The organism is Kitasatospora sp. NPDC097643, from assembly GCF_040302625.1.
In the GTDB taxonomy this organism is placed as follows: Bacteria; Actinomycetota; Actinomycetes; order Streptomycetales; family Streptomycetaceae; genus Kitasatospora.
Map to the genome: position 1 here is coordinate 202,223 of NZ_JBEOSA010000003.1, position 20,873 is coordinate 223,095.

The 20,873-nt window shown below is 72.8% G+C and carries 26 protein-coding genes; 18 read left to right on the forward strand and 8 right to left on the reverse strand.

Going from position 1 to position 20,873, the window contains the following annotated elements; genetic code table 11:
• Positions 1 to 76 precede the first annotated feature (76 nt).
• Positions 77 to 1,231 carry a sensor histidine kinase gene (locus tag ABTY15_RS04030; protein ID WP_350575581.1) on the reverse strand — a complete coding sequence of 385 codons (1,155 nt, stop codon included), beginning with the start codon at positions 1,229 to 1,231 and terminating at the stop codon, positions 77 to 79.
• Between the two features lie 536 nt (positions 1,232 to 1,767).
• Between ABTY15_RS04030 and ABTY15_RS04035 the strand changes: the two genes are divergently transcribed.
• From ABTY15_RS04035 to ABTY15_RS04060, 6 genes are all read left to right on the forward strand, one after another.
• Entirely contained in the window at positions 1,768 to 2,583 is an 816-nt protein-coding gene (locus ABTY15_RS04035) for an AfsR/SARP family transcriptional regulator (RefSeq protein ID WP_350575686.1), read from the forward strand.
• Between the two features lie 150 nt (positions 2,584 to 2,733).
• Complete coding sequence (locus ABTY15_RS04040) at positions 2,734 to 3,498, forward strand: thioesterase II family protein (protein ID WP_350575583.1); 765 nt, start codon at positions 2,734 to 2,736, stop codon at positions 3,496 to 3,498.
• A 28-nt stretch (positions 3,499 to 3,526) separates the two neighbouring features.
• Entirely contained in the window at positions 3,527 to 4,354 is an 828-nt protein-coding gene (locus ABTY15_RS04045; protein ID WP_350575586.1) for an AfsR/SARP family transcriptional regulator, read from the forward strand.
• A 117-nt stretch (positions 4,355 to 4,471) separates the two neighbouring features.
• Positions 4,472 to 4,735, forward strand: coding sequence for an acyl carrier protein (locus tag ABTY15_RS04050; protein ID WP_350575589.1), 264 nt, complete (start codon positions 4,472 to 4,474; stop codon positions 4,733 to 4,735).
• Positions 4,735 to 5,118: a SchA/CurD-like domain-containing protein gene (locus ABTY15_RS04055; protein ID WP_350575592.1), complete on the forward strand. Its 384-nt coding sequence runs from the start codon at positions 4,735 to 4,737 to the stop codon at positions 5,116 to 5,118. Before ABTY15_RS04050 ends, ABTY15_RS04055 begins: the two co-directional genes overlap by 1 nt.
• 26 nt (positions 5,119 to 5,144) lie before the next feature.
• Positions 5,145 to 5,597: an anthrone oxygenase family protein gene (locus ABTY15_RS04060; RefSeq protein ID WP_350575595.1), complete on the forward strand. Its 453-nt coding sequence runs from the start codon at positions 5,145 to 5,147 to the stop codon at positions 5,595 to 5,597.
• A 75-nt stretch (positions 5,598 to 5,672) separates the two neighbouring features.
• Here the strand turns inward: ABTY15_RS04060 and ABTY15_RS04065 are convergent, their stop codons facing one another.
• A complete protein-coding gene (locus ABTY15_RS04065; protein WP_350575597.1) occupies positions 5,673 to 6,053 on the reverse strand; it encodes a SchA/CurD-like domain-containing protein in 381 nt (126 codons plus the stop codon).
• A 214-nt stretch (positions 6,054 to 6,267) separates the two neighbouring features.
• Between ABTY15_RS04065 and ABTY15_RS04070 the strand changes: the two genes are divergently transcribed.
• The 11 genes from ABTY15_RS04070 to ABTY15_RS04120 all read left to right on the forward strand — a co-directional run bounded on the left by ABTY15_RS04070 (position 6,268) and on the right by ABTY15_RS04120 (position 13,446).
• Entirely contained in the window at positions 6,268 to 6,603 is a 336-nt protein-coding gene (locus tag ABTY15_RS04070; RefSeq protein WP_350575599.1) for a TcmI family type II polyketide cyclase, read from the forward strand.
• A complete protein-coding gene (locus ABTY15_RS04075; RefSeq protein WP_350575602.1) occupies positions 6,600 to 7,052 on the forward strand; it encodes a cupin domain-containing protein in 453 nt (150 codons plus the stop codon). Before ABTY15_RS04070 ends, ABTY15_RS04075 begins: the two co-directional genes overlap by 4 nt.
• Complete coding sequence (locus ABTY15_RS04080; protein WP_350575604.1) at positions 7,049 to 8,344, forward strand: beta-ketoacyl-[acyl-carrier-protein] synthase family protein; 1,296 nt, start codon at positions 7,049 to 7,051, stop codon at positions 8,342 to 8,344. Before ABTY15_RS04075 ends, ABTY15_RS04080 begins: the two co-directional genes overlap by 4 nt.
• 2 nt (positions 8,345 to 8,346) lie before the next feature.
• Entirely contained in the window at positions 8,347 to 9,576 is a 1,230-nt protein-coding gene (locus ABTY15_RS04085; RefSeq protein ID WP_350575607.1) for a ketosynthase chain-length factor, read from the forward strand.
• Between the two features lie 58 nt (positions 9,577 to 9,634).
• On the forward strand, positions 9,635 to 10,126 hold the full coding sequence (locus ABTY15_RS04090) for an SRPBCC family protein (RefSeq protein WP_350575609.1): 492 nt from the start codon (positions 9,635 to 9,637) through the stop codon (positions 10,124 to 10,126).
• A gap of 36 nt (positions 10,127 to 10,162) precedes the next feature.
• A complete protein-coding gene (locus ABTY15_RS04095; RefSeq protein ID WP_350575612.1) occupies positions 10,163 to 10,624 on the forward strand; it encodes an anthrone oxygenase family protein in 462 nt (153 codons plus the stop codon).
• A gap of 79 nt (positions 10,625 to 10,703) precedes the next feature.
• The gene (locus ABTY15_RS04100; RefSeq protein WP_350575614.1) at positions 10,704 to 11,456 is read left to right on the forward strand and encodes an SDR family NAD(P)-dependent oxidoreductase; all 753 of its coding nucleotides are present in this window, start codon (positions 10,704 to 10,706) and stop codon (positions 11,454 to 11,456) included.
• Positions 11,456 to 11,776, forward strand: coding sequence for an antibiotic biosynthesis monooxygenase family protein (locus ABTY15_RS04105; RefSeq protein ID WP_350575617.1), 321 nt, complete (start codon positions 11,456 to 11,458; stop codon positions 11,774 to 11,776). Before ABTY15_RS04100 ends, ABTY15_RS04105 begins: the two co-directional genes overlap by 1 nt.
• Positions 11,769 to 12,077, forward strand: coding sequence for an antibiotic biosynthesis monooxygenase family protein (locus ABTY15_RS04110; RefSeq protein ID WP_350575622.1), 309 nt, complete (start codon positions 11,769 to 11,771; stop codon positions 12,075 to 12,077). Before ABTY15_RS04105 ends, ABTY15_RS04110 begins: the two co-directional genes overlap by 8 nt.
• A 146-nt stretch (positions 12,078 to 12,223) precedes the next feature.
• A complete protein-coding gene (locus ABTY15_RS04115) occupies positions 12,224 to 13,090 on the forward strand; it encodes an NAD(P)-dependent oxidoreductase (protein WP_502893414.1) in 867 nt (288 codons plus the stop codon).
• Positions 13,090 to 13,446, forward strand: a complete 357-nt coding sequence (locus ABTY15_RS04120; protein ID WP_350575625.1) for an antibiotic biosynthesis monooxygenase family protein — start codon at positions 13,090 to 13,092, stop codon at positions 13,444 to 13,446. The genes ABTY15_RS04115 and ABTY15_RS04120 overlap by 1 nt, the downstream gene beginning before the upstream one ends.
• Before the next feature lie 129 nt (positions 13,447 to 13,575).
• On the opposite strand, the gene ABTY15_RS04125 is transcribed toward ABTY15_RS04120, so the two are convergent.
• From ABTY15_RS04125 to ABTY15_RS04135, 3 genes are all read right to left on the reverse strand, one after another.
• Positions 13,576 to 14,262, reverse strand: a complete 687-nt coding sequence (locus ABTY15_RS04125; RefSeq protein WP_350575628.1) for an SDR family NAD(P)-dependent oxidoreductase — start codon at positions 14,260 to 14,262, stop codon at positions 13,576 to 13,578.
• Entirely contained in the window at positions 14,259 to 14,996 is a 738-nt protein-coding gene (locus ABTY15_RS04130; RefSeq protein WP_350575629.1) for an SDR family NAD(P)-dependent oxidoreductase, read from the reverse strand. Before ABTY15_RS04130 ends, ABTY15_RS04125 begins: the two co-directional genes overlap by 4 nt.
• Positions 14,997 to 15,204: 208 nt before the next feature.
• Entirely contained in the window at positions 15,205 to 16,221 is a 1,017-nt protein-coding gene (locus tag ABTY15_RS04135) for a methyltransferase (protein WP_350575632.1), read from the reverse strand.
• A 233-nt stretch (positions 16,222 to 16,454) separates the two neighbouring features.
• On the opposite strand from ABTY15_RS04135, the gene ABTY15_RS04140 reads away from it, so the two are divergent.
• Positions 16,455 to 17,312, forward strand: a complete 858-nt coding sequence (locus tag ABTY15_RS04140) for an LLM class flavin-dependent oxidoreductase (RefSeq protein WP_350575635.1) — start codon at positions 16,455 to 16,457, stop codon at positions 17,310 to 17,312.
• A 78-nt stretch (positions 17,313 to 17,390) separates the two neighbouring features.
• Here the strand turns inward: ABTY15_RS04140 and ABTY15_RS04145 are convergent, their stop codons facing one another.
• The 3 genes from ABTY15_RS04145 to ABTY15_RS04155 form a co-directional block, all read right to left on the reverse strand.
• On the reverse strand, positions 17,391 to 18,563 hold the full coding sequence (locus ABTY15_RS04145) for a nucleotide disphospho-sugar-binding domain-containing protein (RefSeq protein WP_350575638.1): 1,173 nt from the start codon (positions 18,561 to 18,563) through the stop codon (positions 17,391 to 17,393).
• Between the two features lie 127 nt (positions 18,564 to 18,690).
• Positions 18,691 to 19,713 (reverse strand): LLM class flavin-dependent oxidoreductase, encoded by a 1,023-nt coding sequence (locus ABTY15_RS04150; RefSeq protein WP_350575641.1) that lies wholly within the window; start codon positions 19,711 to 19,713, stop codon positions 18,691 to 18,693.
• A gap of 41 nt (positions 19,714 to 19,754) precedes the next feature.
• Positions 19,755 to 20,849, reverse strand: a complete 1,095-nt coding sequence (locus tag ABTY15_RS04155; RefSeq protein WP_350575644.1) for a methyltransferase — start codon at positions 20,847 to 20,849, stop codon at positions 19,755 to 19,757.
• Between the last annotated feature and the right edge of the window lie 24 nt (positions 20,850 to 20,873).

Below are 20,873 nucleotides of genomic sequence, written 5' to 3' on the forward strand. Positions count from 1 at the left end.
CCGAGGACCCTCCGGCGGCGGGCTGTTGTACGTAACACTTGTACGTAACACCGCACCGAGGATGGCTGAATAGCCGTCAGGCTCTGGTGTGTGCCCGGGGTCTGGATCTGACCCGGCTCGGCAGCGGCACCTCGACGACCAGCCGGAACCGCTGTCCGGAGACCGGGCCGGCGGTGATGGTGCCGTTGATGGCGGCGAGCCGGGTGGCCAGGTTGGCCAGCCCGCTTCCGCCGTCCTGGGCGGCGGCCGGGCAGGAGCGGCGGCCGGTGCCGGTCGGGGCGGCGCCGTCGTTCTCCATGGTGAGGGTCGCGAAGCCCTTGCCGGTCCGGGCCGAGATGACGCAGCGCTGCGCCCGGCTGTGCCGCAGGATGTTGGTGACGCCCTCGCGCAGCACGCTGGCCAGGACGGTGCTGACCGGGCTGGGCAGATCGGTGCAGGCGATCTCCAGGTCGGCCTCGATGCCCGCGGCGTCCAGGACGGACCGGACCGAGGCGGCCTCGGCGGCCAGCGACATGTCCCGGTAGGAGTGGGCGACCTGGCGGACGTCGGCGAGGGCCTGGCGGGAGACGTCGAGGACGGCGGAGATCTCCTCGCGGGCCCGCTCGGGCTGGCTCTCCACCAGCCGGTAGGTGAGTTCGCTGCGCAGGGTGATCGTGGAGAGGCTGTAGCCCAGCAGGTCGTGCAGGTCCCGGGCGAAGCGGGAGCGTTCCCGTTCCACCGCGAGCAGGGCGAGTTCGGCCTGGGCGGCCTGGAGCCTGAGCACCATGTCGGACATCCGGGTCAGGCCGAAGACGATCAGCCCGGAGAGGGTGATCGAGCTGGTGAAGTAGCAGGTGCCCAGCAGGTCCTCGTGGGCGGAGTCGGCGAGTGCGCCGGACAGCACGACCACACCGAGGAAGGCCGACCAGGCGGCCGGTCCGGGGAGGGTGAGCAGCAGGGCGCCGGCGAGGAATCCCGGGGTGCTGAGCCGGGCGTCGTGCAGGAGGACGTTGGGCAGGAAGGTGAATGCGGCGAGAAGGCCCAGGGTCCAGAAGCGGTATTTGGCGCGCCGTCGACAACGCCCCGGCCAGCAGAGCCGGATGAGTATGCCCAGGGTGGAGGTCAGGAAAACCACGGAAAGGACGAGCCGGCCCTCGCCGAGGTGCAGGCTCAGCAGCCAGAGAAAGCCGGACAGGCAGATCACGACGAATGCGCTGAGCTGGATGGTCAGGGCCAACGCGGGTGCCGGCATGATTTCCGGATCGCCGATCCCGGCGAGTTCGACGGCGGAAGGTAAGGGCCCCGTCCTATTTCTCCACAGGTGTGTCGTCACCCATGACCGCTCTCGCATTGCGCCTCCCCCACTCGTTCAACTGATGCGCTGCCGACGGCCCCCGGGGCCTCTCACGGTCATGGCAAAACGTGCGGTGAATGTCAGTTAGTCATCCTAATCGGATTGTCGTCCACCGGTCGAACATCCGGACAGGGGGCCGTGATCCACGCCGTGGTCCACGCCGTGACCCACGCCGTGATCACGCCAGGTCCGTCCTGGCCGGTCCGGGGCGGGGCGGGGTGGATCGAGCCCCTTCGGAGGATTCCTCGAGGCCGACTGGATCCCGCCCCGAGTTTGGCCGGTTCACGGTTGCTCCGGGACGGCTGTCCGGTCCGAATCATGAGGATCTCACTGGCTGCCGGGCCGGGCGGGATGGGAAGATCGTGTCAACGGGGCTGTCACCAATGTGGTACCGGTGACGGTAGAGATTTGGGGAGTCGACTGTGGAATTCCACGTGTTGGGCCCATTCACCGCGCGAGACGCGGGGGCGAGTATTGCTCCGACCGCGGCAAAGCCGAGGCAGCTTTTAGCACTGTTCGCGCTGAACGTCAACCAAATCGTTTCCATCTCCGAGTTGATGGAAGAGCTGTGGGGTGCTGAACTGCCCCGAAGTGCTCCGACCACGCTTCAAACCTATGTGCTGCAACTCCGCCGGAAATTGCAGGGCGGATCCGCGCGCGGTTCGGTCGGCCCGGCCGACCGGGTGCTGGCCACCCGGCCCGGCGGGTACGTCCTGGAGGCCGACCCGGCCGCGGTGGACGCGGTCGAGTTCGACCGGCTGGCCGGTGCCGGTCACGCCGCCATGGCGGTCGGCGACATGGAGTCCGCGTCCAGGCTGCTGGGCGCCGCGCTGGCGTGCTGGCGCGGACCGGCGCTGGCCGGCCTGCGCCGCGGCCGCTACCTGGACATCGAGGTCACCCGGCTGGAACAGAGCCGGATCACCGTGCTGGAACGACGGATCAGCGCCGACCTCCGCCTCGGCCGGCACCACGAACTCACCGGCGAGCTGGAGGAACTGACCCACCGGGACCCGCTCCACGAGGGTCTGCACGCCCATCTGATGACCGCGCTGCACCGCACCGGCCGACCGGACGCGGCACTCGCGGTGTACCGGAGGATCCATGGGGCCCTGGTCGACCAACTCGGCCTGGAGCCCGGCGACCTCCTCCAGCGGCTGCACCACGCGATCGCGCAGGGGTGGCCGCTCGACCGCGCCGACCAGGCGTTCGCCGAACCGGCGATGGCGTTCAGCGGCTCCCGGGCCGGCTGACCGCGGCGCCATCCGGGGCCCGCCCCGGACCCACCCCGGACCCGTCCTCCGACGGTTCTCCAGCGGGTGTCGACCGCTCTTCCAGCAGAGGTTGTCAGGATCGTCGACGTACTGATGTTCGACTCAAGACTCACCTCTGAAGGAGAGCGAGTGAACGAGTACCTCGCGGTCCGACCGAGGGCCGATGCACTCCTTCGGTTGTTCTGCTTCCACCACGCCGGAGCCGGCGCCACCGCGTACGCCGGGTGGGCCGCCCGGATCGGCGGCGACGTCTCGGTCGTCCCGGTCCGGCTCCCCGGACGGGAGCGCCGGCTCGGCGAACCGAGGATCACCGACGCCCACCGACTCTTCGACGAACTCGACCAGCACCTCGGAGCCACCCTGGAGCAGGGGCCGTACGCCTTCTACGGCCACAGCCTCGGCGCCCTGGTGGCCCACGGCTTCGCCCAGCACCTGACCGCCGCCGGCCTGCGGCCACCGGAGGCCCTGGTGGTCGGGGCCTGCACGGCGCCGCACCTGGCCAGCGGACTCACCTCCTCGGCCGACCTGCCGGACGACCAACTGCTGCGCATCCTCGCCTCCTTCGACGGGGTGCCGGCCGAACTGCACACCAGGCCCGCCTGGCTGCGCACGATGCTGGCGATCACCCGTGCCGACCTGATGCTCGGGCGCTCGCTGCGCGAGGCCGCCCGGGACGCACTGCCCTGTCCGCTGTGGGCCTTCGCCGGCCAGGGCGACCAGATCGCCGTCCCGGCCGCGGTGGCCGGGTGGAAACGCTGGACCACGTCCTCGTTCCGCTTCCGGACGCTGCCCGGCGGTCACTTCTTCATCCGGGACCGGACCTTCCCCCGGCTGCTCGGCGAGGAGCTCACCTCGCTGACCGCCCCCGCCCGTGCCCAACCTGCTCCGTACTGACCCGCGAACCCCCAGGAAAGGAAGCCAGATGGACGTCGGCTTGCTCGGGCCGCTCCAGGTCGCCCAGACGGGTGTGTCGATCGTGCCGACGGCCGGCAAACCGCGGAAGGTGCTCGCGCTGCTGGCCTGCCGGCCCGACCGGCTCGTCTCGGTGGACGCCCTGATCGAGGAGGTCTGGGGCGAACGGCCGCCCCGCAGCGTCCAGACCACCCTGCAGACCTATGTCCTCCAACTCCGCGGCCACATCGCCGCCGCGCTCGGCGCCCAGCCGGACGACGGCCTGCCGCTGGGCACCAAGAGCATCCTGGTGACCGAGCCCGGCGGCTACCTGCTGGACACCCAGGGCGGCGCGGTGGACAGCGCGGACTTCGAACGGCTGGCCCGGCGCGGCCACCGCGCGATGGAGGCCGCCGACCACGAGGCCGCGTCCGCCGCCTTCCGGCAGGCCCTCGAACTCTGGCGCGGACCGGCACTGGTGGACGTCCAGTGCGGACCGTTGCTGGAGGCCGAGGCGCGCTGTCTGGAGGAGTCCCGCCTGAGCATCCTCGGCCGCCGGATCGAGGCCGACCTGAGGCTGGGGCGCCACCACGAACTCGTCGGCGAGCTCTCCGGGCTCGCGGCGCAGTACCCCCTGCACGAGGGCTTCCAGGCCCAGCTGATGATCGCCCTGTACCGGACCGGGCGCCGCAGCACCGCGCTGGAGATCTACCAGCGGCTGCGCACCGTGCTCAGCATCGAGCTGGGCCTCGACCCGTCCCCCGAGCTGCGCGAGCTCCAGTGCGCCCTGCTCGACGCGGACCCGGTGCTCAACCTCGCCAGTTCGGCCGAGCCCGGCCGGCTGCTGCGGGCCGTCTGAGCATCCGGGCACCCGACCGCCCGACCCGACCCGCTCGTCCGCGTGCACCCTCACCGCCCGCGGGCGCCCTCGCCCGCCTGCCGGCCCGGCAGGTGTCACCCATGGAGGAAGGAACCGATGAGCGCCATCACCCTGAACGACCTGACCGACCGGCTGCGCGACTGCGCCGGCGAGCCGGAGGGCGTCGACCTGGACACCACGGACGTCTCGGACATCCCCTTCATCGAGCTCGGCTACGACTCGCTGGCGCTGCTCCAGATGGTCAGCGTGATCAAGCGCGAGTACGGCGTCGACCTCGCCGACGACGACGTGATCGGTGTCGAGACGCCGCGGCTGCTGCTCAAGCTGATCAACCTGAGCCTGGAGAGGGAGGCCGCCTGATGCCGTACGCAGCGATCACCTACCGGGTCAAGCCCGGCCACGAGGAGGAGATCGCCGAGATCTTCGCCGGCTTCCAGCGGGTCGACACCCCCGGCTACACCGACGCGGCCGGCCAGGCGGCCGGGCGGCTGCTGGGCACCGGGGTGTTCATCAAGGACGACGTGATGGTCCGGGTCATCCACTACGAGGGCGACTTCGCCGCCGTCGGGCGCCACATGGCCGCCCAGCGCGGGGTGCACCTGCTGGAGGAGAAGCTCGCCCCGTTCCTCGCCGAGCAGCGGGACACCAGCAGCCCGGAGGGCTTCGCCGCGTACTTCCGCAACGCGGTGATGCGCTCGGTGTCCCAGCTCACCGTGGACACCCACCCGGCCAACCAGGCCTGAGACCGTACCGAGAGGGGCGACTTGCCATGACGACGACGCTGGGGGTGCTGGCGCTCCTCGGCAGCGGGCTGGCGGCGGGGGTCCTGTTCGCCGTCGCGCTGAGCGTGCTCCCGGCGCTCTTCGCGATGCCGACGAGCACCTACGTGTACGCGCACCAACTGCTGGGCCGGAACTGGGATCCGACCATGCCGGTGATCGTGCTCGGGTCGTTCGGGGCCGATGTCGGTCTGGCGTTCGCCGGGTCGGGCTCCGAGCGTTCGCTGGCGGCGGTCGGCGCGGTGCTGCTGCTCGGGGTGTCCGCGGTCTCCCACCTGGCGAACGTGCCGATCAACCGGCGGGTCAAGGCCGTCGACGATCCCGAGCGGCTCCCGGCGGACTGGTCCGATCCCCGTCCGCTGTGGCGCCGGTGGCACCTGCTGCGCACGGCGCTGGCCGTGGTCGCGCTGGCCGTCAACGCCCTGGCGGTCAGCGCTGGTTGACGGAACGGACGCGGCAACGGCCGAAGGCCGGTCTCCCCGGGAGGGAGGCCGGCCTTCGCCGTGCGGCAGGGCGGGTCAGGCTTGCGCCGGTACGTCCCGGACCGAGATCTGCGCGACGGTCCTCAGCAGGCTCCGGTTGAAGGTGGCCACGAAGCCCTCCACGGTGTCGGTGTCCCGCGGCCGGCTCAGATAGGGCTTCAGCTTCGCCTCGACCTCGCGGACGCCGGGCTGCATCGCCATGTGCCGGGCGACCGCCTGCACGTCGCCGGTGTACTCGATCACCCGGACCAGGGTGTCGTCCCGGATGAACACCGCGGTGGACAGGATGCGGCCGGCCTGCCCGCCGTCCTCGGCCCGCACCTGGTCGGACCGGACCCGGCGGAAGTTGGCGAAGATCTCGGTCAGTTCGGCTTCGAATCCCGGCTTGATGTCGTAGGTGAGCGCGACGAATGGCATGGGGGGCTCCCGGCTCGTACGGCGGTCGGAGAAGACCTGCGGAGAAGACGTGCGGAGAAGACGCGGAGATGTCACCAGGGGGCACTCGGTTTTTCCTGGAGCGCCCCTCGCGGGCCCCTTCCCCCGCCCTGAAGGCAGATTCGAGTTCGGCTCCAGCCAGGGCTGGAACGGTGACGACTGCCGGTGTCAGGACCCGACTCACAGGAGGCCAACAGTGCACCGCACGCTCATCGTGGCGAAGCTGCGCCCGGGGAAGGTGGACGACATCGCCGAGATCTTCGGCGACTCGGACGCCACCGAACTGCCCCACCTGATCGGGGTTTCCCGACGCACCCTGTTCCGTTTCCACGACCTCTATTTCCACCTAGTCGAGGCCGACGAGGACATTTCCCCGAACCTCTACAAGGCCCGCAGCCACCCGCTCTACGACGACATCAACACCCGGCTGGCGAGCTGCGTGAACCCGTACGACCCGAACTGGAAGGAGCCCAAGGACGCGATGGCGACTCCTTTCTACGTGTGGACCAAGGACGAGGGGCGAATCCAGTGAGCATCGTCGAGACCGACCGCACCGAGATCACCCGGACCGTCAAGGTGGCCGCCGCCTCGGTGGAGGCCAACGTCAAGCGCGGGGGCGACATCCGGGTCACCCTCAGCCCCAAGACCGTCGGCTGCACCTCGGGCTTCGGCGGCGTGATGGACCTCGCCCCCGGCGACCACGTCACCGAGCACTACCACCCGTACTCCGAGGAGTTCCTGCACGTCGTCTCCGGCGAGCTGGAGATGACCCTGGACGGCCAGCCGGTCAAGCTCGGCCCGGGCGACTCGCTGCTGGTGCCGATCGGCGTCCGGCACCGGCTGGTGAACAACGGGGAGACCGTGGCGCACTGCGCCTTCCACCTGTCGCCGCTGGCGCCGCGGCCCGAGCTCGGGCACGTCGACACCGAGCCGGCCCGCCACCCCGGCGCGGCCAACCCGCAGGTCGGGGGACACCGGTGAACGCTCGCGCAGCCTCCGGGCGGCGGGCCGTGATCACCGGGATCGGCGTGGTGGCGCCGGGCGGGGTGGGCCGCGAGGCCTTCTGGAAGCTGCTGACCGAGGGGCGCACCGCGACCCGCCGGGTCTCGCTGTTCGACCCGACGCACTTCCGCTCCCAGGTCGCCGCCGAGGTGGACTTCGACCCCACCGCGGCCGGCCTGACCGCCCGGGAGATCCGCCGGATGGACCGGGCCGCCCAGTTCGCCGTGGTCTGCGCCCGCGAGGCGATCGCCGACAGCGGGCTCGACCTCGCCGCGGTGCCGCCGGAGCGGGTGGCCGTCGGCCTCGGCAGCGCGGTCGGCTGCACCATGGGGCTGGAGGAGGAGTACGTCGTCCTCAGCAACGGCGGCAAGGAGTGGCTGGTCGAGCCCGGGTACGGGGTGCCGCACCTCTACGGCTACATGGTGCCCTCCTCGCTCGCCACCGAGGTCGCCTGGGCGGCCGGGGCCGAGGGGCCGGTCTCGCTGATCTCGACCGGCTGCACCTCCGGCATCGACGCCGTCTCGCACGCCGTGCAGCTGATCGAGGAGGGCACCGCCGACGTCGCCCTCGCCGGGGCCACCGACGCGCCGATCTCCCCGATCAGCGCGGCCTGCTTCGACGCGATCCGGGCCACCACGCCCAGCAACGACGACCCGGAGCACGCCTCCCGGCCGTTCGACCGGGACCGCAACGGCTTCGTGCTGGGCGAGGGTTCGGCCGTCCTGGTGCTGGAGGAGAAGAGCGCCGCCGAGGCCCGCGGGGCGCACGTCTACGGCGAGATCGTCGGCGGCGCGAGCCGCAGCAACGCCTACCACATGACCGGGCTCAAGCCGGACGGCCGGGAGATGGCCGAGGCGATCCGGGTGGCGCTGGACCAGGCCGCGCTCGACCCCACCGCGGTGGACTACATCAACGCGCACGGCTCGGGCACCAAGCAGAACGACCGGCACGAGACGGCCGCGTTCAAGCGCACCCTGGGCAGCCACGCCTACGACATCCCGGTCAGCTCGATCAAGTCGATGATCGGCCACTCGCTGGGCGCGATCGGCTCGATCGAGATCGCGGCCTGCGCCCTGGTGCTGGACCGGCAGGTGGTGCCCCCGACGGCCAACCTGCACACCCCGGACCCGGACTGCGACCTCGACTACGTCCCGCTGGTGGCCCGTGACCACCGCGCCGACGTGGTGCTCACCGTGGGCAGCGGCTTCGGCGGCTTCCAGAGCGCCATGGTGCTGGCCCGGCCGGGCGTCGTCGCCCACGGAGGGAGCTGAGCATGGCGGCCGAGCACAGCGACCGGCCCCCGGTCGTCACCGGCCTGGGGATCGCCGCCCCGACCGGCATCGGGATCGAGGCGCACTGGTCCGCCGTCCTGGCGGGTACCTCGGGCATCGGCCGGATCAGCCGCTTCGATCCGAGCTCGTACCCCGTCCGGCTGGGCGGCGAGGTACCCGGCTTCAAGGCCGAGGAGCAGGTGCCGAGCCGGCTCATCCAGCAGACCGACCACTGGACGCACGTGGCGCTGGCCGCGGGCGAGGCCGCGCTGGCCGACGCCCGGGTCGACCCGGCCGACCTGCCCGAGTACGAGATGGCCGTGGTCACCGCCAGCTCCTCCGGCGGGACGGAGTTCGGCCAGCACGAGATGGAGGCGCTGTACCAGCACGCGCCGGACTGGGTGGGCGCGTACCAGTCGATCGCCTGGTTCTACGCGGCCACCACCGGACAACTCTCCATCCGGCACAAGATGCGCGGGCCGTGCGGCGTGATCTGCGGCGAGCAGGCGGGCGGGCTGGACGCGCTCGGGCAGGCCCGGCGGCTCACCCGGCGCGGGGCCCGGCTGGTGGTCACCGGCGGCACCGACGCCTCGCTCTGCCCGTACGGGCTGACCGCGCAGCTGTCCACCGGCAAGCTGTCCACCGTCGCCGACCCGGCCGGGGCGTACCTGCCCTTCGACCGCCGGGCCAGCGGCTACCTGCCCGGCGAGGGCGGCGCGATCCTGGTGCTGGAGAGCGCCGAGTCGGCCGAGGAGCGCGGCGCCCCGCAGCGCTACGGCACCGTGCTCGGCTACGCGGCGGGCTTCGACCCGGCGCCCGGCTCGGAACGGCCGCCGGCGCTGCGCCGGACCGCGTTGCAGGCGATCACCGACGCCGGCCTGGAGCCGTCGGACATCGACGTGGTGTTCGCCGACGGCTCCGGCGTCCCGGCGGAGGACCTGGCCGAGGCGAAGGCGATCGGCGAGCTGTTCGGCCCGCGCGGCGTGCCGGTGACCGTCCCCAAGGCGCTGACCGGGCGGCTGTACGGAGGCGGAGCCGCCCTGGACGTGGCCACCGCGTTGCTGGCCATGCGCGAGGGCGTGATCCCGCACAGCGGCGGGACGGCCGAGCAGCCCCCCGAGTACGAGCTCGACCTGGTGACCGGCGCACCCCGGCCCGCCGAGCTGCGCCGCGCGCTGGTCCTCGCCCGTGGCTACGGCGGGTTCAACTCAGCCCTGGTCCTCGGGCGTTGAGCACCCGCCGAGCCGCCAAAACCACCACAGCAGAGAGCAGAGAAGGGGTCGAACAGGCATGAGCACCGAGAGCGGCACCCCGGCCACCGGGGACGCCGGCCACACCGACAACGCGATCGTCATCGACGCGCCGATGGCGATCGTCTGGGAGATGACCAACGACCTGGAGTCCTGGCCGAAGCTGTTCAGCGAGTACGCCTCGGTCGAGGTGATCGAGCGCGACGGCGAGACCGTGACCTTCCGGCTCACCATGCACCCCGACGAGAACGGCACCGCGTGGAGCTGGGTCTCGCGCCGCACGCCCGACCCGGCGACCCGCACGGTGACCGCCTACCGGGTGGAGACCGGGCCGTTCGAGTTCATGAACATCCGCTGGGAGTACACCGAGGTGCCGGGCGGCGTCCGGATGCGCTGGATCCAGGACTTCCACATGAAGCCGCAGGCGCCGGTGGACGACGCCGGGATGACCGGGCACCTCAACCGCAACACCGCCATCCAGATGCAGCTCATCAAGGACAAGGTCGAGGCCGCCGCCCGCGCCGCGGGCTGACCGATCCGACCTTCAGCGACGGACGGGAGGCCCGCCGTGATCTCACTGCTCACTCCGTTGGTGGTGCTGCTCAACGGGCTCGCCGCCGGGGTGCTCCTGGGCACCCAGCTCGGTGGCTGGCCGTTGCTGGCCGCACTGCCCGCGGACCGTTACGTGCACGCCCACGCGTTCTTCGCCACCCGCTACGACCCGGCGATGCCGATCTGCCTGGTCGGCACGCTGGTCGGCGACATCGTGCTCGCCGTGGCCGCGCCGGAGGCCGGCGCCCGGGCGCTGTTCGTGACGGGCGCCCTGCTGGCGGCCGTCACGGTGGCCATCTCGATCAGCAAGAACGTCCCGGTCAACAAGTGGATCCAGACGGTGGACCCGGAGCACCTGCCGGAGAACTTCGCCGAACTGGACCCGCGGCAGGGCTGGGGCACCTGGAACCGGCGGCGCAGCATGCTCTGCGGCCTCGCGTTCCTCGCCAACTGTGTCGCGCTGGCGACGCTGCTCTGACCATCACGCCCAACATGCCCAACACGCCCAACATGCCCAACACGCCCAACACGCCCATCACGCACCCACGGAGGAAACCATGGACCTAGGTCTGCGAGGCAAGCGGGCTCTCGTCACCGGCGGCACCCGCGGCGTCGGCCGGGGCATCGTGCTCGCGCTGGCCCGCGCCGGCGTCGACGTCGTCACCTGCTACCAGCAGGAGAGCGAGCACGTCGCCTCGCTGGAGCGGGAGTTGAAGGAGACCGGCGGCCGGCACCGGGTCATCCAGGCCGACCTGAGCCAGCCGGTCCAGGTGGCCCGGCTGCTGGAGAAGGTCGCCGAGGAGTGGGACCACCTCGACCTGGTGGTCAACAACGCCGGTGCGATCAGCCACATCCCGTACGCGCAGCTGCCGTTGGAGGAGTGGCAGCGGATCGTCGGCACCAACCTGACCGCCGCGCACCTGGTCATCCAGCACGCGCTGCCGCTGCTGCGCGAGGGCTCGTCGGTGATATCGATCGGCTCCAAGGCCGTCGACGCGGGCATCCCGCTGCGCTCCCACTACACCGCCACCAAGGCCGCACTGGTCGGCCTGAGCCGCTCGCTGGCCAAGGAGTTCGGCGCGTCCGGCATCCGGTTCAACGTGGTCGCGCTCGGCGTCGTGGAGACCGAGAACCTGCACGGGATGCCGGCGGACCAGAAGGAGCTGATGGTCCAGCGGTACAGCGCCAAGACCGCGCTCGGCCGGCTGGGCACCCCGGACGAGGTGGCCGGGGCGATCCTCTGGCTCGCCAGCGACCTCTCCCGCTACGTCACCGGCTCGACGGTCAGCGTCGACGGGGGGATCTCCTGATGGCCTTCCGCGTGATGCTCCGGATGGAGATCAAGCCCGGCTCGGAGGAGGCCTTCGAGCAGGAGTGGCGCAAGGGGACCGACGCGGTCACCGGCCACCCCGCCAACCTGGGCCAGTGGCTGGCCAAGGACTCCGCCGAACCCGGCACCTACTGGATCACCAGCGACTGGCTGGACGAGCCCCGGTTCCGGGCCTTCGAGAACAGCGCCACCCACCTCGAACACCGGGCCAAGCTGCACCCGTTCCGCTCCGGCGGGTCGTTCCACACGATGGAGATCGTCGGGCACATCACCGGGCAGGCGGCGGGCGACCGTGGCTGAGGTGCGGGTGCTGGTCTACCAGGCCGCCGTCGACGAGGAGCAGCTCGACGCGGTGCGGGCCGCCTACCACGTGGTGAGCGGACGGCTGGCGCAGGTGCCCGGCATGCTCGGCAACGAGCTGCTGCGCAACCCGTACGACCCGACCGCGCTGGTCGTGGTCAGCCGCTGGGCCAGCCGGGCGGCCTTCGACGCCTGGGAGGCGGGCGCGGAGCACCGGGACGACACCGCCCCGCTGCGGCCGTACCGGGACCACCGGGCCGGCTCCCCGTTCGCGATCTACGAGGTCGAGGCGGCGTACTGAGCCCGCCCGGTCTCCGACGACCGCTGTCCCCGGCGCCGCCCCCGCGCCGGGGACAGCCGTGTCGGCGCACCCGGACACCCCCGATCCCCGGCAGATCCCCGGCGGATCCCCGGCAGATCCCCGCGACTGAACTGAGAGGCACTGTGGTGAGCGAGAAGCGATTGGCCGTCATCGGACTCGGCAACATGGGCGGCGGCATGGCCCACCGGCTGGCCGGGTCGGGCTTCGACCTGACGGTGTACAACCGGACGGCCGCCAAGGCCGATCCGCTGGTGGCGGCCGGGGCGACGGCGGCCGCCACGCCGGCGGAGGCGGCGGCCGGCCAGCGGCTGGTGCTGCTGAGCCTGGCCGACGAGGCCGCGGTGGAGGAGGTGCTGTTCGGCGCGGTCGTCCCGGTGCTGGCGCCGGGCGCGGTGGTGGTCGACACCTCCACCGTCTCCCCGCAGTACGCCCGCACCGCCGCCGACCGGCTGGCGGAGCTCGGCCTGCGCCGGGTGGAGGCCTGCGTGGTCGGCAACCCGCTCCAGGCCCGCCAGGGCGAGCTGCGGGTCTTCGCGGCGGGCGCGGACGAGGACGTCGAGGCGGCCCTGCCGGTGCTGGAGACGATCGGCAACGAGCTGGTCCGCACCGGCGCGCCGGGGACGGCGGCCACCATCAAGCTGATCTTCAACCTGCTGCTGGGCGCCCAGGTCGCCTCGATGGCCGAGGCGGTCGCCTACGGCGAGCGGGCCGGGCTGGACCGGAACGGGCTGCTGACGGCGATCGCGGGCAGCGGCTTCAGCTCGATGGTGATGCGCTTCCGGGCCGAGCTGATGCGCGGCGGCGGCTACCAGCCGGCCTTCTTCCGCTCGGTGCTGATGGAGAAGGACCTGCGGCTGGCGGTCACCGACGAGGCCGCGGCGGACCTCAGCCTGCCGGTGCTGGAGGCGGTGCGGGCCCGGTTCGCGGCGGTCGTCCAGGCCGGGGACGGGGACAAGGACGCCGCGGTCGTGATCGAGCACACCGGCATCTGATGGATCGTCAAGAGATCGAGGAGGAGCTGGACATGGCGAAGCAGCCGGTACAGGTGATCCTGCGGATGGAGATCGCGCCCGGGAAAGAGGCCGAGTTCGAGGAGGTGTGGTTGGACATCGGCCGCCGCATCGCCCGGACCCCGGCCAACCGGGGCCAGAGCCTGGTCCGGGTCGGGGAACAGGACGGCGGGGCGCTGTACTTCGTCCTCACCGAGTGGGCGGACGAGGAGGCCTTCCGCGCCTTCGAGCACAGCGCGGAGCACGTCGAGCACCGGCGCCGGCTGGGCGCCTTCCGCACCGGCGGGGACATGGTCGTCGCGCGGATCGTCCACGACCTGCGGGCCGAGCGGGTCTGAGCAGCACCGGGGCGAACGGCGAGGGCCCGCACCTCCGGGGTGCGGGCCCTCGCCGTCGGTCGTGCGACCCGTTCGATCGGTGTGACCCGTTCGATCCGTGCGATCCGTACGACCTGTGCGGCCGGACGGCTACCAGCCGATGACCGCGCCTCGGCGCAGGAAGGCGCCGGTCGGGCCGTCCGCGGGCAGGGTGGCGGCGTGCACGACCGCCTCGGCGGCCGCCTCCGGGGTCTGCTCGGCGTCCGGGCGCATCCGGGTGCGGACCAGGCCCGGGTTGACCGCGTTCACCAGCACCCCGGTGCCGGCCGTCTCGGTGGCCAGCGCGGCGGTGAGGGCGTTGAGCGCGGCCTTGGACACCGAGTAGCCCGCGCACTGCGCGGCGATGCCGTTGGTGAACGAGCCGGCCCCGCTGGAGACCATCACCACCCGGCCCCAGCCGCGTGCCACCATGCCGGGCACGAAGGCCTGGGAGACCCGCCAGGCGCCGAACAGGTTCACCGCGAAGGTCCGCTCGATCGTTTCGGGGGAGACCGTGGTCGGGCTGGTGCCCCAGTCCAGCTGCACGCCCGCGTTGTTGACCAGGACGTCCACCGGGCCGGCCGCCGCGGCGGCCCGCGCCACCGAGGCCGGGTCGGCCACGTCCAGCACCAGCACCTCGGCCCGGCCGCCCAGTTCGGCGGCGGCCTTGCGCCCGGCCTCCTCGTCCCGGACCCCGAGCAGCACCCGGTGGCCGCGCCCGTGCAGGGCGGCGGCCACCGCCAGGCCGATGCCCCGGCCGGCCCCGGTGACCAGCGCGGTCCGGGCGGCCGGGCTCATATCCCGCCGTCCACGTCGAGCGTCTGGCCGGTGATGCAGCCAGCCGCGTCACCGGCCAGGAAGAGCACCGCGGCGGCCACGTCCTCGGGGCGGCAGAGCCGGCCGAGCGCCGTCATCCCCACCAGCTTCTCCAGCACGAACGGGGGCAGCCCGCCGCCGGGTTCGGTCTCGACCACCCCGGGGGCGACGATGTTGACCCGGATGCCCCGCGGGCCGAGCTCCTTGGCCAGCGCCCGGGTGAGGCCGATCAGCGCGGCCTTGGAGGCGGTGTAGTGGGCCCCGCGCAGCCGGCCGCGGAGCGCCGCGGAGGCGCCGATGTTGACGATCGACGAGCCGTCCCCGAGCACTCCGAGGGCCGCCTGGGTGACCAGGTAGGTCGAGGTCACGTTGTGGTCCACCACCCGGTGCCACTCCGCCTCGGTCAGCTGCTCGAACGGGACCTGGCCGTCCACCCCGACGTTGTTGACCAGCACGTCGAGCCCGCCCAGGGCCTGCCCGGCCTGCGCGGCCAGGGCGGTCGCCCCGGCGGCCGAGGTGACGTCGGCCCGCAGCAGGACGTGGCCGTCGCCGGTCTCCTTGAGCTCGGCGGCGAGGCTGTCGGCCGCCTCCCCGGCGTTCCGCGAGGCCACCGCGACCCGCGCGCCGGAGCGGGCGAAGGCGAGCGCGGTGGTCCGGCCGACGCCCCTCGTCCCGCCGGTGACGAGCACACGCTTGCCGTTGAGTCCCAGATCCATTGCATCCTCCCTGTGGCGCCGCGGTGCCGGTGTCGGGCCGACGGCCGGGGCGGCGCGAGTTCCTGACCGGGCCGCTCCGGACGGGGACGGAGGCGGCGACCGACGGGCGGGCGCCGCCTCCGTTCCTCGGGAGGCCACGGTGAATGGCGGTCCGGCTGAAGACTCCGGTCCGGCTGAAGACTCCGGTCCGGCTGAAGGCGCCGGTGCCTCAGGCGGCCTTGCGGGCGATCACGAGGGTGTCGAACTCGCCGAGCGGGAGCACCTCGGTCGACGGGACGCCGGCCTTCGCCATGTGCTCCAGCAGCTCGGACACCGGGTACTCGGAGCCGCCGTCGGTGACCAGCAGCATGTCCAGGCTGATCACCAGGTTCTCGACGTGGTTCGGTTCGTCGTCCAGCATCCGGTCGTAGACCAGCAGGTACCCGCCGGGGTTCACCGCGTCGAAGGCCTTGCGGACCAGCAGCTCGCGCTGCCCGCGGTCCCAGTCGTGCAGCACGTGGCCCATCGTGACGACGTCCGCGGTGACCGGGATGTCGTCGACGAAGAAGTTGCCGCCGTGGAAGGTCATCCGGTCGGTCAGCCCCTGGGCGGCCTGGTGCTCGTCGAACAGCGGCGCCATCGCGGGCAGGTCGAACACGTTGCCCGTGAGGTGCGGCTGGGAGCCGACGATGATCGAGGCCAGGTTGCCGCGGGCGCCGCCGATGTCCAGCACCGAGGACGAGCCGGACCAGTCGAAGGCCTTGACCAGCTCGGGGCCGATCACCTGGGTCAGCGCGTCCATCATGCCGACGAACTGCCGCAGGATCTCGGGGCGCTGGGTCACGATGTCGAAGTGGCTGCCGGACTGCTGCTCGCCGGTGCGCAGCGCCTCGGAGAGCCGGCCCCAGGCCGGGTAGAGGTTGCGGTCGGAGCGGGTCAGGAAGCCGCCGACGTACTCGTTGCGGCCCTTCACCAGGTAGGTGTCGGGGCCCTCGGCGTTGCGGTACGTGCCACCGTCGCGGACCAGCAGGTCCAGCGCGGCCAGCAGGTTGAGGAAGTCGCCGAGTCCGCGCCCGTGCAGCTGGAGGGCCTGGCGGATCTCCTCCTCGCCGACCGGGCCGTGCTCGTGCAGGTACGTGAAGAGCCCGAGCTCCACGGCGGTGAGCAGGGCCTTCGCATCGCAGAACGTGTTGCCCAGCCGAATGATGCCGGCGGGGGTGCTGACGTCCGGGCGGGTGAGCGTCATTCGCGGTCTCCTTCCAGGGCGGCCTGCGAGGTGCCGGTCCGCTACGTCGGAGGCTCACAGCCGTGGATGGAGGATGACTTGAAGGGCACTGGTGGCCGGGTGGCGGAGCGTGCGAGGAGCGCTCCGGCCGGTCTCGAGTGACCGTCGGTATCCCTGGACGGTGCGCTGACACCCCCCCCGGGCCGGCCGTCGTCGGCCCGTAGCCCGTACGCGCGACCGGAGAAGGAGCTGACGTGGACGTCGGAATTGGTCTGCCCACCACGGTGCCGGACGTGGACCGGGACCGGTTGCTCGGCTGGGCCAGGGAGGCCGACCGGTTCGGCTTCTCCAGCCTCGGCGTGCTCGACCGGCTGGTCTACGACAACTACGAGCCGCTGGTCTCGCTCGCCGCGGCCGCGGCGGTCACCGAACGGATCCGGCTGGCCACCTCCATCCTGATCGCCCCCTACCGGCCCGGGACGGCGCTGCTGGCCAAGCAGCTCGCCTCGCTGGACGAGCTGTCCGGCGGCCGGCTGGTGCTCGGGCTCGCGGCCGGCGGCCGGGAGGACGACTACCGGGCCACCGGGACGGCCTACGGCGACCGCGGCCGGCGGCTGGACGCGATGGTCGCGGAGCTGAAGGACGTCTGGGCCGGGCGGGGCGAGGGCGCCGGGATCGGCCCGCACCCGCGGCGCGGCGCGCCGGAGCTGATCGTCGGCGGCCACTCGCCCGCCGCGATGCGCCGGGCGGCCCGGATCGGCGACGGCTGGATCGCCGGCGGCAGCTCGGCCGCCGGGTACGGCGCGCTGGTCCGGCAGGCCCAGGAGGCCTGGGCGGAGCAGGGCCGCACCGAGCGGCCGCGGATGGTCGGCCTGCTCTACGCCTGCCTCGGCGCGGACGCCCGGCCGGTCGCCGAGCGCTACCTGCGGGCCTACTACGCCTTCATCGGGCCCAAGGCGGAGATGGCCGCGCGCGCCGTCATCACCGATGCGGCGCAGCTCAAGGAGACCCTGGCCGAGTACGCCGAGAACGGGTGCGACGAACTGCTCGTCTTCCCCTGCACCGCGCAGGCCGCGCAGCTGGAGCTGCTCGCGGAGACCACGCTGGGCTAGGGCCTGTCCAGGCCTCGGTACGACGATGCCGCCGGACCCGGGAACTCCCGGATCCGGCGGCATCGGTGCTGCGTGCGCTCAGCGGCCGGTGAGCGCCTCCAGGGCGGTGGCCACCTCGGCGGGGGAGGGCTGGGTGCGCAGTTCGTGCTGGAGCTTGCGGGCGGCGGCCCGGGCCGGTCCGGCCTCGTCCAGCAGCCGGGCGGCGGCGGCCCGCAGCTGTTCCGGAGTGGCCTCGTCCCGGGTCAGCACCTCGCCCGCGCCGGTCTCCGCGACCTGCTTGGAGTGCCCGGCGTGGTCCGGGAGTTGGGGCACGAGCAGCAGCGGCAGACCGTGGCTGAGGGCGGTCAGCACGGTGCCGGCGCCGCCGTGCGCGACCACCAGGTCGCAGGCCGGGAGCAGGTCGTCCAGGGCGGCGTCGACGACCACCGTGACGCCGTCCGGCAGGCCGTCCAGCAGCGGGCGCTGGGCGGCGGAGACGGCGAGCACGACCTCCGCGCCGGCGCCGGTGAGCGCGGCCGCCACCCGGGCGCCGAGGAAGCGGTCGGCGGCGAGCCGGGCCATGGTGTGGCCCCAGGTCACGCAGATCCGCGGCCGGCCGCTCGGGCTGAGCGGGGCCTGCCGGGCGGGCATGCCGTTGAAGGGCAGGTAGCGCATCGGCAGCCGCCGGTAGTCGGTCGGCACCTGGAGGGTGGTGGGGGTCGGGTCCACGGTGGCGGTGCCGAACGGGTCGAGCGCGATCACGCCGAACCGGGCGGCCAGCGGGGCCAGCGCCTCGGTGAGCGGGCCGCGGGCGCGCAGCATCAGGTCGGTGCCGTAGAGGTGGCGGACGGCCGGGACGCCGACGGCGGCGGCGGCGATCGGGCCGGCCATCGCGGTGGGCTCGTGGACCACCAGGTCGGGGCGCCACTCGCGGGCCAGTGCGACCAGGTCGCCGGCCATCGACTCGGCGTTGTCCAGCACCATCCGCAGTGCCCGGGGGCCCTGGCCGCCTGATCCCGGTGCGGGTACGGGTGCGGGCGAGGACGGGGCCGGGGCCGGGCCGGAGGGCAGGACGTAGCCGCGGACCAGCTCCACCGAGTCGACGTCGGTGCCGACCACGGCGGTGGGCAGGCCGGTGCGGGCCAGCTCCTCGGCCAGGCGCGGCTGACTGGCGATCAGGACCTCGTGGCCGCGGGCCCGGCAGGCCTGGGCCAGCGGCACGAGGGCGTACAGGTGCGAGGGCCAGGCCCAGGTGCTGAACAGCACGCGCATGGTCGCGTCCTTCCCTTCTCCGGTGGGTCTTCGGGGTGTTCTGCGCGGTCCACGGTGCTCCCACGGAGTCGGGCCCGGCTCGACGACTTCTGGAGTGTCGAGCCGGGCCCGGTGGGGGCGGGGCGGGTCAGTCGTTGAGCAGGCGGTACGCGGTGGCGACCCCGGTGAGGGTGTGCCGCCGCTGCTCCGAGGTCGGGTTCAGCGGGGAGACCGCCAGCGTGGTGACCCCGGCCTTCTCGTACTCGCGCAGCCGCTCGGCGATCCGCCGGGGCGGTCCGAGCAGGGCGATCCGGTCGAGGAACTCGAACGGGACGGCCGCCGCCGCGCCGGCCGGGTCGCCCGCCAGGAACCGCTCCTGGACGAGCGCGGCCTCGGCGCCGTAGCCGAGCCGCTCCAGGTGCCGGTAGTAGAAGTTGCCCTCGCGTCGGCCCAGGCTGACGAACCGGGAGACGTAGTGCCGCACCGGGCCGGCGGCCGTCTCCGGGTCCTCGGCGACCACCGCTGGCACCGAGAGCAGCACGTCGAAGCCGGTGAGGTCGCGGCCGGCCTTGCGCCGGCCCCGCTCCAGCAGGTCGAGGTTCTCGGCGAGCCGCTCGGGCGCGCAGAAGTTCCCGATCCAGCCGTCGGCGATCTCGCCGGCCAGCTCGACGTTGCGCGGGCCGACGGCGGCCAGGTAGATGGGCAGGTCCGGCCGGGCGCCGGGCACCCGGAGGGTGAACGGGGCCCACGGCCCCCCGGCCGGGGCCAGCCGCAGGTGCTCGCCCCGGTAGCTGACCGGCTGTCCGCTCAGCGCCAGCCGCAGCACCTCGACGTACTCGCGGGTGCGGGCCAGCGGCTGCTCGAACGGGACGCCGTGCCAGCCCTCGGAGACCTGGGCGTTGGCGACGCCGAGGCCGAGCACGAAGCGGCCGCCGGAGATCGCGTCCAGGCTGGCCGCGGTCATCGCGGTCATCACCGGGGTGCGGGCCGGGATCTCGAAGACCCCGGAGGCCAAGCCGAGCCGGCTGGTCCCGGCGGCCGCGGCGCCCAGCGCCACCGCCGCCTCGGTGACGTACCCCTCGGCCACCAGGCCCAGTTCGTAACCGAGTTGCTCCGCCACCGGCGCCATCGCCGCGGCCTCGTCGAACACGAAGTAGGCGCCCAGCCGCATTCGTGACCTCCCTTCGTTCGCCGGGTCGTCTGCCGCCGTCGTCATACCGGCCGGTACTCCAGGGCGGACCACGGCGAGCTGTCCCGCTCGGGGGCCCGGACCAGCTCGAAGCCGGTGCTGCCGGCCAGCGCCTTCCACTCGGCGAGGGTGCGCTCGCCGCCGCCGGTGAGCATCAGCAGGTCGAGGTCGATGAGCTTGCTGTAGTCCCACTTGTTGGGCAGGTGGCTGCAGACCTTCTCGCAGATGAAGAGCCGGCCCTCGGCGTTGTCGCCGATCGCGGCCCGGACCTGGCGCAGGACCTGGACGGCGTGCTCGTCGTCGAGGGTGTTCAGGACGGTGTTGAGGACGTAGGCGTCGCAGTCGGCCGGCGCCTCGGTGAAGTAGTCGCCGGCGACCAGCTCGACCCGGTCCTGGACGCCGAACTCCCGCAGCAGCGGGGTGGCGTGGTCCAGGACGGCCTGGCGCTCGAAGAGCACGCCGGTGCCGTTCGGGTGCTTGGCGAGCACCTCGCCGAGGAAGTGGCCGCGGCCGCCGCCGATGTCGGCGATCCGGCCGAAGCGGGTGAAGTCGGTGGTGGCCAGCAGGTCGCCGGCGTTGACCACCAGGCGGCTGCGCTGGAGCATGCAGCGGTCGAACAGTTCGCCGGCCTCCGGGTGCTCGTCGAAGTACTCGTACAGCGGCTTGCCGAAGACCCGGTCGAAGGAGGCCTCGCCGGTGCGGACGCTGTGCAGCAGCCCGGCGTACCCGGAGGTGAAGATCTCGCCGGTGTTGAACAGGGTGAGGTCGCGCAGGCTGAAGCCGGTGGAGGCCAGCGACTCCGACTCGGGGGTGAGCTGGTACCGGCCGTCGGGGCGCTCGGCGAAGATCTCGACGGCCGAGGCGGCGCGCAGGATGCGGGCCAGGATGCGCGGCTTGGTGCCGGTGATCTCGGCCAACTCCTCGACGTTGCGCGGCTCCTCGCGGATCAGGTCGGCGATGTTCAGCTCCGCGACGACGTTCAGCACGGCGATGATGCGCACGCCGTAGAGCAGGAAGAGCAGCCGGTCGAAGGCGGGGAGCTCGGCGTTGTTGGAGACGAACTTCCAGAAGCCGGAGGGGATGGGCTGCTGCTCGGGGGTCTCGTGGGACGCGGCCATGGCGTGGTGGTCCTTTCGGAAAGG